This is a genomic window from Mediterraneibacter hominis, from assembly GCF_014287475.1.
GTDB classification, from domain to species: Bacteria; Bacillota; Clostridia; order Lachnospirales; family Lachnospiraceae; genus Mediterraneibacter; species Mediterraneibacter hominis.
This window is the reverse complement of sequence record NZ_JACOPF010000001.1, coordinates 575,118-590,546: the sequence shown is the minus strand read 5'-3', so window position 1 is coordinate 590,546 and position 15,429 is coordinate 575,118. Positions and strand designations below refer to the sequence as shown.

Here is a 15,429-nt window from a genome sequence, read left to right as displayed (position 1 = left end):
AGGCATTTTATTATGGCAGAGGAAACAAATTTTAAATCAACAGTAGAATCATTGTTTAAAGGAATGGACGGTGTGATATCCTCTAAGACAGTGGTGGGAGATGCAATTCATATTAACGATACAATCATCCTCCCTCTTGTGGACGTATCATTTGGAATCGGTGCGGGTTCCTTTCTGGGTGATAAGAAAGAAAAGGGAATGGGAGGGATTGGCGGAAAAGTCACGCCCAGCGCGGTGATTGTCATTCAAGGCGGAAAGACCCGACTTGTAAATATTAAAAACCAGGACACCATTACAAAAATTCTGGATATGGTACCGGATGTAGTAGATCGTTTTACATCCAAAAAGGAGGATAAGGTTACAGAAGATGACGTTATGGACATTTTAAATTCTGAAACGAAAGAGGAGAAAAAGGAGCAGGAATAATAAGGAGCTCCGAGTCATAAAATAGAAATAAGCAAGCAGCCGGAAGTGAAAGAGATGAAACGAGTAATTGGATTCGCGTTGTTTTGGATGGCCTTGGGAATGTTTCTAATGATGCTGCTTTCAAATTTGGTATGGGGAGTCATCATTATCATTGCCTTTCTTATATTAGGGTATAAGCTGTTTTGCTGTTAATAAAACTGCCATCTATAGAAGAAGTAGAATCGTTCCTCTATATATGGCAGTTTTTCCGTATCAGTAAACATTGATTTTTATTATGCGCGTTCCACGCGTCCGGATTTCAGACAGGATGTACATACATACATTCTTTTGGATCCGCCTTCTGTTTTTACACGAACGGATTTTACATTTGATTTCCACATTTTTGGTGTTTTTCTATGAGAGTGACTTACGTTATTTCCAAAGTGAGCACCCTTTTCACAAATAGCACATTTAGCCATCATTGCACCTCCTAACAATCTGAACTCGTCCATATAGGCTCATAACAATGATATTCTAACAGAAAGATGAAATGAATGCAAGCATTTTTTCTATTTTATCTTTTCAGGTTCACAGATTTCTTTTTTCATGTTAAAATTACAGTAAGAAAATGCCATAGAAATGATTGAATATAAGCAGAAAGCGGGGTCAGTTATGAAAAAAAGGATTATTACGATAGGAAGACAATATGGCAGTAATGGACGGTCTATTGCACAGAAGCTCTCAGAAAGGCTCGGCATTCATTATTATGATAAAGAGCTGATTTATCTCGCCAGTAAAGAGAACAATATTTCTTACGAGGAATTGCTGAAGGTAGATGAAAAAAGGGCAGATCCGTGGAGATATCCGGTAGAGGACGACATGCAGATGAACCGCCGTTTCCGCTATGAGCCTATGAATGATGTTTTGTTTGAGACTGAAAAAGAATTGATTTTAGAGCTTGCAGATAAAGAAGATTGTATTATTGTCGGCAGATGTGCAAACTATATACTAAGAGAAAGAGAAAATGTCCGCAATATTTTTTTCTATGCTCCGTTTCATAAACGTGTGAAGACGATTATGGAGCGTGCTTCGGTGGACGAGAAAGAGGCCGCGTATCTCATTAAAAAAATTGACAAGCAGAGGCGGTATTACTATAACACTTATACGGACTGCCGCTGGGAGGATATGGAGCAGTATGACATTTGTATGGACACAGCGGGCATGCCGACAGATTCTATATTGGACATTTTAAGCGCAGTTTATGAATCTATATTGTAAATTTGTGGAAGAGATAGTATAATACACGTATCAGCGTCCCAGATATGGACGCTGTTTGTGAGCGAAATCCATTTCAGAATTGGAGGGAATATATGATGAAAGGAAGTATGAGCACAGAACTTGGAATTATTACAGTAAATCCAGAAGTGATTGCAAAATATGCCGGTTCCGTTGCTGTGGAGTGTTTCGGAATCGTTGGTATGGCAGCGGTGAATATGAAGGATGGCCTGGTAAGACTTCTAAAGAGAGAAAGCCTGACCCATGGAATCCAAGTTGAGATTTCAGAGGACAACATTCTGACATTGAATTTTCATGTGATTGTATCATATGGGGTGAATATTTTGTCTGTTTCTGATAACCTTATGAACAACGTAAAATACAAGGTGGAAGAATTCACCGGAATGACGGTAGATAAAATAAACATCTTCGTTGAAGGTGTCAGAGTGATTGATTAAGGAGGATATTTATCGTGAGTATTAAAACGATAGACACTAAAATGCTTCAGAAAATGTTTCTTGCCGGCGCGGCAAACTTAGAAGCAAAAAAGGAATTTATCAATGAACTGAATGTCTTTCCAGTTCCAGATGGAGATACGGGAACGAATATGACCTTGACGATTATGTCGGCGGCAAAAGAAGTGAGCGCCCTGGAAAATGCGGATATGAACGCGGTTTCCAAGGCTATATCCTCTGGCTCTCTGCGTGGCGCGAGAGGAAATTCGGGCGTGATTCTTTCCCAGCTTTTAAGAGGGTTTACAAAAGAGATACGGGACTGCGAAGAGATTGATGTCCCGACTCTGGCAAAAGCGTGCGAACGTGCAACTGCGACGGCTTATAAAGCAGTTATGAAGCCAAAGGAAGGAACCATTCTTACTGTAGCCAAGGGAATTGCGCAAAAAGCGGCGGAGCTGGCAGAGACGACAGATGATTTGGAAGTATTTCTTCCAGAAGTTCTCTCCCATGCACAGGAGGTACTTGCTAAGACACCGGATCTGCTTCCGGTATTGAAGGAGGCTGGAGTTGTGGATTCCGGCGGACAGGGGCTCTTAGAAGTGCTTGTCGGCGCGTATGACGCGTTTCAGGGAAAAGAGATTGATTATTCAGCGATAGAAGCTGGCGGCGGTACTAAGATTGTAAAGCCAAGCGCACAGGCAGAAGCGGATATCAAATTCGGATACTGTACAGAATTTATTATTATGACAGAGAAAGCGTTCACAGACCAGGAGGAGACAGAATTCAAAGCATATCTGGAGTCGATTGGGGATTCGATTGTCTGTGTGGCAGACGACGACATAGTAAAAATTCATGTCCATACAAATGATCCCGGACTTGCGATCCAAAAGGCACTTACTTATGGTCAGCTCTCACGTATGAAGATTGACAATATGAGAGAGGAACACCAGGAGAAACTGATACGGGATGCAGAAAAAGTGGCCGCCCAGCAGAAAAAAGAGAAGAAAGAACCGCGCAAACCAGTGGGATTTATTGCGGTTTCTATAGGAGAAGGCATGAATGATATTTTCCGTGAACTGGGAGTAGACTATATCATTGAGGGCGGTCAGACAATGAATCCGAGTACGGAAGATATGCTGACGGCAATCGACCATGTCAATGCGGAGCATATTTTTATACTTCCTAACAATAAAAATATCATTCTAGCGGCAAACCAGGCGCAGTCTCTTACAAAAGACAAGGATATTCTCGTAATTCCTACCAAGACTGTACCTCAGGGAATTACTGCGGTTATCAACTATATGCCTGAGGCAGACATTGACACCAATGTGGATGTGATGAAGGAAGGAATCGCCAATGTAAAGACCGGACAGATTACGTATGCCGTAAGGGATACGCGCATTGATGACAAAGAAATCCACGAGGGCGACATCATGGGAATTGGCGATGCCGGAATTCTTTCGGTAGGTCAGTCTGTAGAGCAGACGGCAAAGGAAATGCTCTCTAAGCTGGTGGAGGAAGATTCTGAATTGATCAGTCTGTACTATGGTCAGGATGTTTTAGAAGAAGACGCTCTGAGTTTTGCAAAAGAAGTAGAAGAATTATATCCGGATGTGGATGTTGACATGCATGCGGGCGGACAGCCAATCTACTATTATGTAATATCTGTGGAGTAGGAAAATGGATATAAATTCCAGAATCAGTGCCTTAAAGGGCGTGGGAGAAAAGACAGAAAAACTGTTTGATAAGCTCCATGTTTATACAATCAAAGATTTACTTTCTCTTTATCCGAGAAGCTATGAGATATATGAGCCGCCTGTGGCGATCCGAGAGGCAGAGGAGGGAAAAACGGTTGCTATATCGGGCGTTGTTTTCGGCAGAGTGCAGACTGGCGGAAGCCGGAATATGCAGATTACGACCATTTATGTCAAAGATATAACCGGAACAATGAAAGTGATCTGGTTTCGGATGCCATTTTTAAAAAACACGCTTTCAAAAGGCGGAACTATTATATTACGGGGGCGGATTGTAAGGAGAAGGGATCAGCTTCTTATGGAGCATCCGGAAATTTTTTATCCGGCTTCTAATTATGAAAAGAAGCTGGATACTATGCAGCCTGTCTATCCGCTTACAGCAGGTCTTACAAACAATGCGGTAGGAAAGGCTGTAAAGCAGGCGTTTACACTGCTCGATCCAAAATGGGATTTTCTTCCGTTGGAAATTTGTGAAAGATACGGACTTTGCTGCTATGCAGACGCAGTACAAAAGATGCATTTTCCAGAGGAAAAGGCATCTTTTTATCGTGCAAGAAAAAGAGTCGTATTTGATGAATTTTTGATTTTTATTTTATCGTTAAGACAGATGAAAGCAGGAGGGGAACGTGTTAAAAATCATTTTCCCCTGCAAAGGCGGCCTGAAATTGATAAATTTATTGACTCTCTGCCGTATGAGCTGACAAATGCTCAAAAGAAAGTCTGGGAGGAAATCTGTACAGATTTAGAGGAAAAATATGTAATGTCCAGGCTGGTGCAAGGAGATGTAGGTTCAGGAAAGACGATTGTAGCTGTTCTGGGACTTTTGTCTGCCGCCCTAAACGGGTATCAGGGAGCACTGATGGCACCTACAGAGGTTCTGGCGCGCCAGCATTACGCAAATATCACGAAAATGCTGGAAGAGTATGGATTTCAGGTGCAGACGGAACTTTTGACAGGGTCAATGGGAGCAAAGGAAAAACGTCTTGCATATGAACGGATTGAAAGTGGCAAAGTCCAGATTATTATCGGGACACATGCGCTGATACAGGAAAAAGTCTCCTATCACAGGCTTGCTTTTGTAGTGACAGATGAACAGCACAGGTTCGGTGTCAGGCAAAGAGAGGCGCTGGCAGGAAAGGGAAAGCAGCCGCATATTCTTGTTATGAGCGCCACTCCGATTCCCCGCACGCTTGCGATTATTTTATACGGAGATCTGGATATTTCCATTATCGATGAACTCCCGAAGAACAGGCTTCCAATCAAAAATTGTGTGGTGGATACCGGATATCGGAATACCGCATATTCTTTTATGCAAAAACAGATTGCGGCAGGAAGACAATGCTATATCATCTGTCCAATGGTAGAAGAAAGCGAACATCTCGAAGCGGAAAATGTGTTGGATTATGCGAGAGAGTTAGAAAGCGTGATGGGAAAAGAAATCCAGATTGGTGTTTTGCACGGCAGGATGAAGCAGGCGGAAAAAGACAGTATTATGGAAGCTTTCTCAAAAAACGAAATTCAGATACTTGTATCTACTACAGTGGTTGAAGTTGGAATTGATGTCCCCAATGCAACGGTTATTATGATTGAAAATGCGGAACGCTTTGGACTTGCGCAGCTTCATCAGCTGCGTGGCAGGGTAGGACGTGGAAAGGCTCAGTCCTACTGTATTTTTATGAGCGCTTCAAAGACAAAAGAGACGCGGAAGCGTTTGGATATATTGAACCATTCCAATGACGGTTTTTACATTGCCGGAGAAGATTTAAAGCTGCGGGGGCCCGGAGATTTGTTTGGAATACGGCAAAGTGGGATTATGGATTTTAAAGTAGCGGATGTCTTCCAGGATGCAGAGGTTTTAAAGCAGGCAAGTGAAGCAGCGGACTGGATTTTAAACACCTCCTGCTTTTATGAAGAACCAAAATACCAGGAATTAAAAAAGCTGCTCTGGCGGTATATGTCAGAGACTATGCTGGAGACAACCCTTTAAACTGCGGCTTAAAAATGCAAAAATGTAGCAAAAAAGGAAGTAATTTCTAGTGTAAAAGATAGAATCCTCCATATACTATGGTTGTAACTTAAAAAGGGTTACAAAATACTTGAGACGTAACGATTAGTTACAAAAAAGTTGCAAAAGGAGGAAAAGTAACATGGCAAGTCGTTCATCTAACAGAGCAGCTGTACCAGAAGCTAAGGGTGCACTGGACAAATTTAAGTATGAGGTAGCAAATGAATTAGGAGTACCGCTTACTGACGGATACAACGGAGACCTTACTTCCAAACAGAATGGTTCTGTTGGCGGTTATATGGTCAAGAAAATGATTGAACAGCAAGAAAAACAGATGGCTGGTAAATAAGTATTTTTTTATAGAGGAAAGCACTTAGGATTGACCTGAGTGCTTTTTTCTGCTAAAATTCAGCGTAGTTGAAGCTGGTGAGGTGGCAGTATGAGAGTGATTGCAGGAAGTGCAAAGAGATTACAATTAAAAACTCTGGATGGTCTTGAGACTAGACCGACAACCGATCGGATCAAGGAGACATTATTTAATATGATTGCCCCCTTTCTTTATGACTGTGTTTTTTTGGATTTATTCAGCGGCAGCGGCGGGATCGGAATTGAGGCGTTAAGTCGGGGAGCGAAGGAGGCTGTGTTTGTTGAAAAGAATCCAAAAGCGATGGAATGTATCAAGAGTAATCTAAAAACGACAAGGCTGGAGAAAAAGGCGCTGACACTTACGAAAGATGTCATGGCAGCGCTGTATTGTCTGGAAGGAGAACGAACATTTGACTATATTTTTATGGATCCTCCTTACCACCAGGAACTAGAAAGGGAAGTACTTCATTATCTGAAAGACTCTGAACTGGTATATGAAGACACCGTCATTATTGTGGAGGCTGCAAAGGATACCGATTTTTCTTATATCGAAGACTTTGGGTATGCGGTGATAAAGACAAAAGAATATAAAACAAATAAACATGTATTTTTGGAACGTGCCGGAAAGGAAGAAATATGTTGAGAGCAATTTATCCGGGAAGCTTCGACCCGGTTACATACGGACATCTGGATATTATACACAGATCTTGTAAAATAGTGGATGAATTGATTGTCGGAGTATTGAATAATAATGCGAAAATGCCGTTGTTTTCTGTAGAAGAACGTGTTAAAATGTTAAAAGAAGTGACAAAAGACATAACGAATGTAAAAATTGTCCCGTTTCATGGATTGCTGATTGATTTTGCAAGAGAGACGAAAGCGGATGTTGTAATCAGGGGACTGCGGGCAATTACAGATTTTGAATACGAGTTGCAGATGTCACAGACAAATCACAAGTTGGAACCCAATGTTGAGACGATGTTTCTGACGACCAGTATTGAATATTCTTATTTGAGTTCTACAACAGTGAAAGAGATTGCCGCTTTTGGGGGAGACATTTCACAATTTGTGCCGGGAGCAGCAGCTGTTAAATTAAGGGAAAAGATGAACGCAAAAGGAGAGTGTAATAATGAGTAGCCGTATTGAACAGATTATTGAAGAGATTGAAGAATATATTGACAGAGACTGTAAATTTCAGCCCTTGTCAACAACGAAGATTATTGTAAATAAGGAACATTTAGATGAGCTGTTAAGAGAGCTGCGCATGAAGACGCCGGATGAAATTAAGAGATACCAAAAAATTATCAGCAACCGAGATGCTATCCTTGCAGATGCAAAAGCGAAAGCAGACGCGATGATTGAGGAAGCACAAGTGCAGACAACAGAGCTTGTCAGTGAACATGAGATTATGCAGCAGGCGTATGCCCAGGCAAACGAGATCGTTACACAGGCGACAGCTCAGGCACAGGAGATTATAGATAACGCCACTTCAGATGCAAATGCGATCCGAATTGGGGCCATCCAGTATACAGATGATTTACTCGCCAACGCGGAGAGCATTATCGGACATACATTGGACAGCTATGCAACTAAGTATGATGGCCTGATTAATTCTTTACAGGAATGTTATGACACAGTGCGCTCTAATCGTGCTGAGCTGGAGATTCCAGACGAAAACGCACAGGATTATCCAGAGCAGAGCAGTCTGGAGGAAATGTGATTATAAGGTAAGACCTTGCAAAAACAGATAACATAATGCCAGGAGACTGGCTGCCAGCGCGGCAGCCAGTTTTTCTATGATGTAAGGAAGAATCGGAAACCCGGTTTTTTGAATCATACACTGCGTCTGTGCAATGGAACAAAGCCCTCCGAAAGAGGTAAGGGCGAGAATAGCCGGATATTCTAAAATAAACGGAAAAGAAAACTGATGAAGTATTAAGATCCCGTTTGTTACCTCCAATGTAGGCAACAGGAGGTTTAAAGCAGGATTTTCCCATGGCAGCTCCTTTATAAGTGTCAGCAGTACAGAAAACAATATGATATAACCGCCCACCTTTACAATCGCTTCAAAACTGTTCATCATACAGGCATCTACAACAGAAAAATCTAGTTTTTTCTTTTCTTGTTTTGCTGTGCGAATGTCGGGAAAGCAGGAAGCCCCCTTCAGATAAAAACGTCGTGTGAGAAAGCTTACAAACATGGGGGACAGTATCAGAATGAACAGTGTTGGAAGAGCAAGACTCTCTTGTCCCAGTGTTTTCCATACAATAAAATTGAGAATAAATACAGGACTTGTGTTGTTACAAAAGGACAAAAGATACCTTCCTTCAGCTTCCGTTATTTTATTGGAGGTGACCAGATCCGCAGTCATCTTGGCACCCATAGGGTATCCGCACAGAAAACCGACGAGCAGTACGAAGCTTCCGTTACCTGATACGCGGAAAAGGAAACGCAAAGGCCGCGCTATGCTGCGGGCGATATAATGAATACTGTCTGTCATCAATAAAAGATTCGTGATCAAAAGAAAAGGAAACAGTGTTGGAATAATAATCTGAAACCAGAGCAGAAGCCCTTCACTTGCACCGTTGAAAACTGCTTTTGGGAATGCGAGCATTGCTGCAAATGTAAGAATACATAGAGCAATAGTAAAATATCGTTTTGCCATAATGAAAGACCTCCGCAATCGTGCTCATTTAGATATATGAAGCAGCACCGGCTTTTATGTATAAAAAAGGCAGGGAGCCTTTGGACAGGGAGTATTTTATGCGGGCTGCCAAAATGTATTTTTTGTTTTCTGAATTCATATAGTAAAAGAAAAAGAGGATTTTTTGAAAAGGAGAGTATATCGTCATTATCTGATTTTTAATTTTTTCCTTCTTCTTTTTTTATCTATTTCTATTCATAAGGTAATGGAGCGTGCATCGGAAAGCCGTTTATCAGAGAGGACAATTGAAACAGAAGGGTTTCGAATGCAGCCAGTCAGTGAAGAAATGCTCAAACAAGTAGAAGATATGGAAGCACCCGGGGAGCTCCTTGCTCTTTACTGGCTGGAAACTGACTTTGAGGCAGAAGGAAAAAAGTCCTTTTATCCGGTGGAAACACTGTGTCTGACAAAGGAAAAGTGGGAAAGGGTGAATGGATGGGACACCTATGTTAAGGCATGCAAGGCAATCTGGAACGACTTGAAATATTTTCCGGTTCCAGAGGCTTCCAATCATCCGGATGTGTCCGTCACTTTTGAAAATTCCTGGATGTTCTCAAGGAGTTACAAGGGCGAAAGAGGACATGAAGGGACGGATATTATGCCGTCCAGGGACAAAAGAGGGTATTATCCGGTCGTCAGCATGACAGACGGAGTAGTGTCCCAAAAGGGCTGGCTGGAACTTGGCGGTTATCGTCTGGGAATTGAGACAGAAAACGGCGCCTATTTTTATTATGCACATCTGGATTCTTACGCTGAAGTTGAGGTGGGCGACTACGTGCATGCGGGAGATCTGCTCGGGTATATGGGAGATACTGGTTACAGTAAAAAGGAAGGGACAACAGGAAATTTTCCGGTTCATCTGCATGTAGGAATCTATCTTACGCTAAACGGAAAAGAAATCAGTGTCAATCCTTATCCGGCACTAAAATATTTAGAAAAACGAAAGATTTCCTGTGTCTATTAAGCGGAGAGGCAACAGGGTAGTTTTACACAGGAATTTATGCTATAATCATTCACATGTGGAGGAAAGACAATGAATTTACCTAAGCCATTTGAAGAAAAGATGCGCGCACTTTTAAAAACAGACTATGAGAAGTATCTAAAATGTTTTGAGGAGGAGCGCCATTATGGCCTGCGGGTCAATACAAATAAGATTTCTGTTGAAGAGTTTTTAAAAATTGCCCCCTGGAGCTTAGAGCCTATTCCATGGATACAGAATGGATTTTATTATGACGGCGATGTGATACAGCCAGCAAAGCATCCCTATTATTTTGCAGGGCTTTACTATCTACAGGAACCAAGCGCCATGACTCCCGCAGACAGACTCCCTGTCGTGCCGGGAGAGAAGGTGCTGGATCTCTGTGCTGCTCCCGGCGGAAAGGCTACAGAACTGGGAGCAAAATTAAAAGGGGAGGGGCTGCTGGCCGCAAATGACATCAGTGCATCCAGGGCGAAGGGGCTCTTGAAAAATTTAGAACTGTTTGGAATCGGAAATCTTCTCGTATTAAACGAAGAACCAGGAAAGCTGTCGGGAGTGTTTGAAAATTTTTTCGACAAAATACTTATCGACGCGCCTTGTTCTGGTGAGGGAATGTTTCGGAAAGACAAAAAAATGATAAAGGCATGGGAGGAACATGGGCCTGCCTACTTTTCTAAAATTCAGAGGAGTATAATTGTACAAGCGGCTTCTATGCTGAAACCTGGCGGAATGATGCTGTATTCGACCTGTACGTTTGACCAAAGTGAAAATGAACAGGTGATCTCCTGGCTTTTAGAGCAGTGTCCAGAATTCGAGATCTGCGAGATGGAAGGATATGAAGGGTTCTCACACGGTATTGGGAACGGAGTACAGGCAGAGAACGCAGACCTTGAAAAGACAGTGCGTATTTTCCCACATCGCATGAAAGGGGAAGGACATTTCCTTGCATTGTTGAAGAAAAATGGAGAAATTCCGGAAAAAGAGGCACCAGGGAAAGCGCGCGCTTTTGAAAGCAGGATGCCGGTAGAATTAGAGGAATTTTTACAGTCCATCAAGCGGCCGTTTGACAGGACAAGACTGGAAATACACGGCGAAAGGGTCTATTATATGCCAGAAGGGATTCCACAAAAGAAAAAACTGCGTTTCCTTAGAACAGGATTACTTTTAGGAGAGCTGAAAAAGAACCGTTTTGAGCCGAGCCAGGCACTTGCAATGTATTTAAAACGTGAAGAGTATCCCTATATTTTAAATTTTCCCTGCGAAGATGAGAGAGTAGTAAAATACTTAAAGGGAGAGACTTTAGAAGTATCCGACCTTGTTTCGGATACAGAAAAGGGCTGGTATTTAGTCTGCGTAGACGGATATTCTTTAGGCTTTGGAAAGCTTTTAAACGGAATGCTCAAGAATAAATATCTGCCGGGCTGGCGCTGGCAGTCGGTCAGATAAAAGGGGACGGATATTGTATGAAAATAAGACTAGACAAATATCTTGCAGATATGTCAGCGGCCACACGTGGAGATATAAAAAAGCAAATTGTAAAAGGTATGGTAGAAGTCGACAAAAAAGTAGTGAAAAGGCCGGATACAAAGATTGACACGGATATAAATCGTGTATCTGTGTCAGGAAATGAGGTGCACTATGTGCCCTATGTTTATTATATGATGAATAAACCGGCAGGGGTGGTGTCTGCAACACAGGATAAAAAAGAAAAAACCGTGCTGTCTCTTATGGAAAATCCAAGAAAAGACTTGTTTCCAGCGGGAAGACTAGATAAAGATACAGAGGGACTTCTTCTGCTTACGAATGACGGACAATTTGCACATAAGATACTTTCCCCGAAAAAGCATGTAGACAAGATCTATTTTGCCAGGATTCAAGGAAGGGTAACACAGGCGGATATAGAGTCCTTTGCAGAAGGGATAGATATTGGAGAGAAAAAAAGGACATTGCCAGGGAAGTTAAAGATTCTTTCCTCTGGTGAAGTTTCCGAAATTGAACTGACTATCCAGGAGGGAAAGTTTCATCAGGTAAAACGGATGTTTCATGCGGTTGGAAAGCAAGTGCTGTATTTGAAACGGATCCAGATGGGAAATCTTGTCCTAGATCAGACATTAAAGCCGGGAGAGTACCGAGAATTAACAGAAGAGGAAAAGGAGCAGTTATGTTAAAAGAGAAAAAAGCGGTAATTTTTGATATGGATGGTTCCCTGATAGATTCTATGTGGATCTGGCCGGAGGTAGACAAAGAATATGTACAAAAGTATCATCTGACTTTGCCGGAGGATTTTCACAAGGCAATCGAGGGGAAAAGCTATACAGAGACAGCGGCCTATTTTGTGGATATGTTTCCTAGCCTGCATAAGACGGTAGAAGAAGTACAGGCAGAGTGGACGAATATGACGATGGAACTATATAAGACAAGGGTATGTCTAAAACCTGGGGCCAGAGAATTTTTAAATAAAATGAAGGAGCAGAACGTCCTGCTTGGCATTGCTACAAGCAATGGGCGCACCCTTGCCGAGACAGCCTTAAAAGCACTGAAAATCGAATCCTATTTTGCTTCTGTACGGACTGCATGTGAGGTGGCTTCTGGTAAACCCAGTCCAGACGTGTATCTGAAGGTGGCTGAGGACTTGCAGATGAAGCCGGAAAATTGCCTGGTATTTGAGGATATACCAAACGGTATTCGTGCAGGAAAAAATGCAGGAATGGAAGTCTGTGCGGTGGATGATGCATTTTCCCGCCCGCTGACAGAAGAAAAGAAGAGGCTTGCAGATTATTTTATCCATGATTATTTTGAAATTTTTGACGATACCTATGAAAGATGTGGGGTATAAACAATGAGCCGGGAATTTTTGCCGATTTGCAGAGAAGATATGGTAAAGCGCGGGTGGAAACAGGTAGATTTTGTCTATGTTACCGGAGACGCCTATGTGGATCATCCCTCCTTTGGACATGCGATTATCAGTCGTCTCCTAGAATCCCGCGGTTATAAGATCGGAATGATTCCGCAGCCTGACTGGAGGCGAAAAGAAAGTATCATGGAGTATGGAGAACCACGTCTTGGATTTCTCGTATCAGCGGGAAACATGGACTCTATGGTGAACCATTATTCCGTATCCAGAAAAAGAAGAAAAAAAGATGCCTATACGCCCGGCGGAGTTATGGGAAAACGGCCGGACTATGCGTGCGCAGTATATGGAAATCTAATTCGACAGGTATATAAAAATGTGCCTATTATCTTAGGCGGGATAGAAGCAAGCCTTAGAAGGCTTGCCCACTATGACTACTGGTCTGACAAACTGAAGCGTTCCATTCTGTTAGATTCTGCGGCAGACATCATCTCCTACGGGATGGGAGAACGCTCCATCATAGAAATTGCGGAAGCCCTGGATGCCCATATTGCTGTACAGGATCTGACATATATAGACGGAACGGTAGTCAAAATGACAGATGCGGAGGCTGTGTATGACAAGCTTCTTCTGCCTTCTTTTGAGGAGCTAAGAGAAGACAAAAAAAGGTATGCCAAGAGCTTCTATACCCAGTATTGTAATACCGATCCATTTTCGGGAAAACGACTCGTTGAAAAATACAGCGAGCATGTATATGTAGTACAGAATCCCCCTTCTAAACCGCTTACACAGATGGAAATGGACGATATATATGCATTGCCTTATACGAGAACATACCATCCGTCCTATGAAAAAGCAGGCGGAATTCCGGCACTCTCAGAAGTCAAATTCAGCCTTATCAGCAGCCGAGGCTGTTTTGGCGCCTGTAATTTCTGTGCGCTGACTTTCCACCAGGGGAGAATTATCCAGGCTAGAAGCCATGAGTCTCTTGTTATGGAAGCAGAGAAGCTTACTGAGGAAAAAGACTTTAAAGGATATATCCATGATGTAGGAGGGCCGACAGCGGACTTCAGACATCCGTCCTGTCAGAAGCAGCTTCGCACAGGAACCTGTAAAAACCGGCAATGCCTGTTCCCTACACCTTGCAAAAATTTGAATGCCAATCATAAAGACTATATACAGCTGCTGAAAAAACTAAGAAATATTCCGAAAGTAAAGAAAGTATTTATCCGTTCGGGAATCCGGTTTGATTATGTATTGGCAGAGAAGGACCGTACATTTTTGAAAGAACTGTGCGAGTACCATATAAGCGGACAGCTGAAAGTCGCGCCGGAACACGTATCTGATGCAGTTCTGGACAGAATGGGAAAACCGAAAAACAAGGTTTACCGGGAGTTTTGCAGGGAATATAAAGAGATGAACAGACAGTTAAAAAAAGAACAGTACCTCGTACCTTATCTGATGTCTTCCCACCCCGGGTCTTCTCTAAAAGAGGCAGTAGAGCTGGCGGAATATTGCAGGGATTTAGGCTATATGCCGGAACAGGTACAAGACTTTTATCCTACACCGTCTACGATTTCTACGTGTATGTACTATACGGGTGTGGATCCCAGAACAGGGGAGAACGTCTATGTTCCGAAATCTCCCCATGAAAAGGCAATGCAGCGTGCGCTTATCCAGTACAGGAATCCGGAAAATTATGAGCTGGTGTATGAGGCATTGAAAAAAGCAGGAAGAACGGATTTGATCGGATTTGAAAAGCACTGTCTGATCCTGCCGCGCAGGAGAAAGAAAGCAGAGACAGACATAAAACATGCCGGGAAGAAAAAGAAGATACGAAACATGCATAGAAAAAAGGAGAGTATATGAAGATTGCAGTTATAACAGGGGCTTCTTCCGGTATTGGAAGAGAGTTTGCAAGACAGATCGGGCATTTTTACCAGACGTTGAATGAAATCTGGGTCATTGCACGGAGAAAAGAAGTGCTGGATACGCTTTCTTCGGAAGTGAATGTCCCTGTAAGGGTGATAAGCGGAGACTTGATGAAGGAAGAAATATACAAGAGGCTTGTACAGCTTCTTAAGACAGAAAAGCCGGATATACGGATGCTGGTGAATGCCGCCGGTTTTGGAAAAAGCGGAACTATCGAAGAGATATACAGAAATGACGCAAAAAGCCAGATGCAGATGATTGATTTAAACTGCAAGGCACTGACAAGGATGACACTGACCTGCCTGCCCTATATGTCAGTGGGAAGCAGGATTTTAAACCTTGCTTCTGCCGCCGCGTTTTGTCCACAGCCTGGATTCGCAGTATATGCCGCGACCAAATCCTATGTTTTGAGCTTTTCCAGAGCATTAGGCGCAGAGGTAAAACAAAAGAGTATCTATGTAACCGCTGTTTGCCCTGGCCCGGTAGATACTGCGTTTTTTGAAGTTTCAGGCCCGACGGACAGCCGGCTGAAGGAAAAAGTGATGGTAAAAGCGCCGCAGGTGGTAAGGAGGGCGCTTTTAGACGCACGCGCCAGAAAAGCAGTGTCTGTATATGGAATTCCTATGAAAGGGGCGCAGATTGCCGCTAAGCTTCTTCCGCATACTTTGGTATTAAGGTTAGAGAGAATTGGAAAGAATTAAGA

The 15,429-nt window shown here is 42.7% G+C and carries 18 protein-coding genes; 16 read left to right on the top strand and 2 right to left on the bottom strand.

Going from position 1 to position 15,429, the window contains the following annotated elements; genetic code table 11:
* Positions 1-12 precede the first annotated feature (12 nt).
* Positions 13-426: a GerW family sporulation protein gene (locus tag H8S37_RS02765; RefSeq protein ID WP_186874517.1), complete on the top strand. Its 414-nt coding sequence runs from the start codon at positions 13-15 to the stop codon at positions 424-426.
* Positions 427-480: 54 nt separating this feature from the next.
* Positions 481-618 (top strand): hypothetical protein, encoded by a 138-nt coding sequence (locus H8S37_RS02760; protein WP_186874516.1) that lies wholly within the window; start codon positions 481-483, stop codon positions 616-618.
* An 80-nt stretch (positions 619-698) separates the two neighbouring features.
* Here the strand turns inward: H8S37_RS02760 and rpmB are convergent, their stop codons facing one another.
* A complete protein-coding gene (rpmB, locus tag H8S37_RS02755) occupies positions 699-884 on the bottom strand; it encodes a 50S ribosomal protein L28 (RefSeq protein ID WP_186875747.1) in 186 nt (61 codons plus the stop codon).
* 193 nt (positions 885-1,077) lie between these two features.
* Here rpmB and H8S37_RS02750 point away from each other — a divergent pair, with 193 nt between their 5' ends.
* From H8S37_RS02750 to H8S37_RS02715, 8 genes are all read left to right on the top strand, one after another.
* Entirely contained in the window at positions 1,078-1,683 is a 606-nt protein-coding gene (locus H8S37_RS02750) for a cytidylate kinase-like family protein (RefSeq protein ID WP_186874515.1), read from the top strand.
* A gap of 95 nt (positions 1,684-1,778) precedes the next feature.
* Positions 1,779-2,138 (top strand): Asp23/Gls24 family envelope stress response protein, encoded by a 360-nt coding sequence (locus tag H8S37_RS02745; RefSeq protein WP_186875746.1) that lies wholly within the window; start codon positions 1,779-1,781, stop codon positions 2,136-2,138.
* A 14-nt stretch (positions 2,139-2,152) separates the two neighbouring features.
* A complete protein-coding gene (locus tag H8S37_RS02740; protein WP_186874514.1) occupies positions 2,153-3,811 on the top strand; it encodes a DAK2 domain-containing protein in 1,659 nt (552 codons plus the stop codon).
* 4 nt (positions 3,812-3,815) lie between these two features.
* Positions 3,816-5,876, top strand: a complete 2,061-nt coding sequence (gene recG, locus H8S37_RS02735; RefSeq protein WP_186874513.1) for an ATP-dependent DNA helicase RecG — start codon at positions 3,816-3,818, stop codon at positions 5,874-5,876.
* A 160-nt stretch (positions 5,877-6,036) separates the two neighbouring features.
* Positions 6,037-6,243, top strand: coding sequence for an alpha/beta-type small acid-soluble spore protein (locus H8S37_RS02730; RefSeq protein WP_087160530.1), 207 nt, complete (start codon positions 6,037-6,039; stop codon positions 6,241-6,243).
* Positions 6,244-6,333: 90 nt separating this feature from the next.
* On the top strand, positions 6,334-6,903 hold the full coding sequence (gene rsmD, locus H8S37_RS02725; RefSeq protein ID WP_186874512.1) for a 16S rRNA (guanine(966)-N(2))-methyltransferase RsmD: 570 nt from the start codon (positions 6,334-6,336) through the stop codon (positions 6,901-6,903).
* Positions 6,897-7,397, top strand: coding sequence for a pantetheine-phosphate adenylyltransferase (coaD, locus tag H8S37_RS02720; protein WP_186874511.1), 501 nt, complete (start codon positions 6,897-6,899; stop codon positions 7,395-7,397). The genes rsmD and coaD overlap by 7 nt, the downstream gene beginning before the upstream one ends.
* A complete protein-coding gene (locus H8S37_RS02715) occupies positions 7,390-7,980 on the top strand; it encodes an ATP synthase subunit B family protein (RefSeq protein ID WP_186874510.1) in 591 nt (196 codons plus the stop codon). The genes coaD and H8S37_RS02715 overlap by 8 nt, the downstream gene beginning before the upstream one ends.
* Here H8S37_RS02715 and H8S37_RS02710 read toward each other — a convergent pair whose 3' ends face one another.
* Positions 7,981-8,925 (bottom strand): transporter, encoded by a 945-nt coding sequence (locus H8S37_RS02710; protein ID WP_186874509.1) that lies wholly within the window; start codon positions 8,923-8,925, stop codon positions 7,981-7,983.
* A gap of 163 nt (positions 8,926-9,088) precedes the next feature.
* Between H8S37_RS02710 and H8S37_RS02705 the strand changes: the two genes are divergently transcribed.
* The 6 genes from H8S37_RS02705 (at position 9,089) to H8S37_RS02680 (ending at position 15,427) form a co-directional block, all read left to right on the top strand.
* Complete coding sequence (locus H8S37_RS02705; RefSeq protein ID WP_243207043.1) at positions 9,089-9,928, top strand: M23 family metallopeptidase; 840 nt, start codon at positions 9,089-9,091, stop codon at positions 9,926-9,928.
* Positions 9,929-9,997: 69 nt separating this feature from the next.
* On the top strand, positions 9,998-11,389 hold the full coding sequence (locus H8S37_RS02700) for an RsmF rRNA methyltransferase first C-terminal domain-containing protein (protein WP_186874508.1): 1,392 nt from the start codon (positions 9,998-10,000) through the stop codon (positions 11,387-11,389).
* Between the two features lie 17 nt (positions 11,390-11,406).
* Positions 11,407-12,111 (top strand): pseudouridine synthase, encoded by a 705-nt coding sequence (locus H8S37_RS02695; RefSeq protein ID WP_186874507.1) that lies wholly within the window; start codon positions 11,407-11,409, stop codon positions 12,109-12,111.
* Entirely contained in the window at positions 12,105-12,779 is a 675-nt protein-coding gene (locus H8S37_RS02690) for an HAD family hydrolase (protein ID WP_186874506.1), read from the top strand. Before H8S37_RS02695 ends, H8S37_RS02690 begins: the two co-directional genes overlap by 7 nt.
* 3 nt (positions 12,780-12,782) lie before the next feature.
* Positions 12,783-14,663 carry a YgiQ family radical SAM protein gene (locus tag H8S37_RS02685; RefSeq protein ID WP_186874505.1) on the top strand — a complete coding sequence of 627 codons (1,881 nt, stop codon included), beginning with the start codon at positions 12,783-12,785 and terminating at the stop codon, positions 14,661-14,663.
* Positions 14,660-15,427 carry an SDR family NAD(P)-dependent oxidoreductase gene (locus H8S37_RS02680; RefSeq protein WP_186874504.1) on the top strand — a complete coding sequence of 256 codons (768 nt, stop codon included), beginning with the start codon at positions 14,660-14,662 and terminating at the stop codon, positions 15,425-15,427. Before H8S37_RS02685 ends, H8S37_RS02680 begins: the two co-directional genes overlap by 4 nt.
* The last annotated feature ends 2 nt before the right edge of the window (positions 15,428-15,429 follow it).

What these genes read in the sequence shown, in the direction of transcription:
- H8S37_RS02715 (WP_186874510.1), top strand. Translation starts at nt 7,390, where the DNA reads ATGAGTAGCCGTATTGAACAGATTATTGAAGAGATTGAAGAATATATT.
- H8S37_RS02760 (WP_186874516.1), top strand. Translation starts at nt 481, where the DNA reads ATGAAACGAGTAATTGGATTCGCGTTGTTTTGGATGGCCTTGGGAATG.
- H8S37_RS02690 (WP_186874506.1), top strand. Translation starts at nt 12,105, where the DNA reads ATGTTAAAAGAGAAAAAAGCGGTAATTTTTGATATGGATGGTTCCCTG.
- rsmD (WP_186874512.1), top strand. Translation starts at nt 6,334, where the DNA reads ATGAGAGTGATTGCAGGAAGTGCAAAGAGATTACAATTAAAAACTCTG.
- H8S37_RS02765 (WP_186874517.1), top strand. Translation starts at nt 13, where the DNA reads ATGGCAGAGGAAACAAATTTTAAATCAACAGTAGAATCATTGTTTAAA.
- rpmB (WP_186875747.1), bottom strand. Translation starts at nt 884, where the DNA reads ATGGCTAAATGTGCTATTTGTGAAAAGGGTGCTCACTTTGGAAATAAC.
- H8S37_RS02685 (WP_186874505.1), top strand. Translation starts at nt 12,783, where the DNA reads ATGAGCCGGGAATTTTTGCCGATTTGCAGAGAAGATATGGTAAAGCGC.
- H8S37_RS02695 (WP_186874507.1), top strand. Translation starts at nt 11,407, where the DNA reads ATGAAAATAAGACTAGACAAATATCTTGCAGATATGTCAGCGGCCACA.
- H8S37_RS02730 (WP_087160530.1), top strand. Translation starts at nt 6,037, where the DNA reads ATGGCAAGTCGTTCATCTAACAGAGCAGCTGTACCAGAAGCTAAGGGT.
- H8S37_RS02710 (WP_186874509.1), bottom strand. Translation starts at nt 8,925, where the DNA reads ATGGCAAAACGATATTTTACTATTGCTCTATGTATTCTTACATTTGCA.
- H8S37_RS02745 (WP_186875746.1), top strand. Translation starts at nt 1,779, where the DNA reads ATGAAAGGAAGTATGAGCACAGAACTTGGAATTATTACAGTAAATCCA.
- H8S37_RS02700 (WP_186874508.1), top strand. Translation starts at nt 9,998, where the DNA reads ATGAATTTACCTAAGCCATTTGAAGAAAAGATGCGCGCACTTTTAAAA.
- coaD (WP_186874511.1), top strand. Translation starts at nt 6,897, where the DNA reads ATGTTGAGAGCAATTTATCCGGGAAGCTTCGACCCGGTTACATACGGA.
- H8S37_RS02680 (WP_186874504.1), top strand. Translation starts at nt 14,660, where the DNA reads ATGAAGATTGCAGTTATAACAGGGGCTTCTTCCGGTATTGGAAGAGAG.
- recG (WP_186874513.1), top strand. Translation starts at nt 3,816, where the DNA reads ATGGATATAAATTCCAGAATCAGTGCCTTAAAGGGCGTGGGAGAAAAG.
- H8S37_RS02750 (WP_186874515.1), top strand. Translation starts at nt 1,078, where the DNA reads ATGAAAAAAAGGATTATTACGATAGGAAGACAATATGGCAGTAATGGA.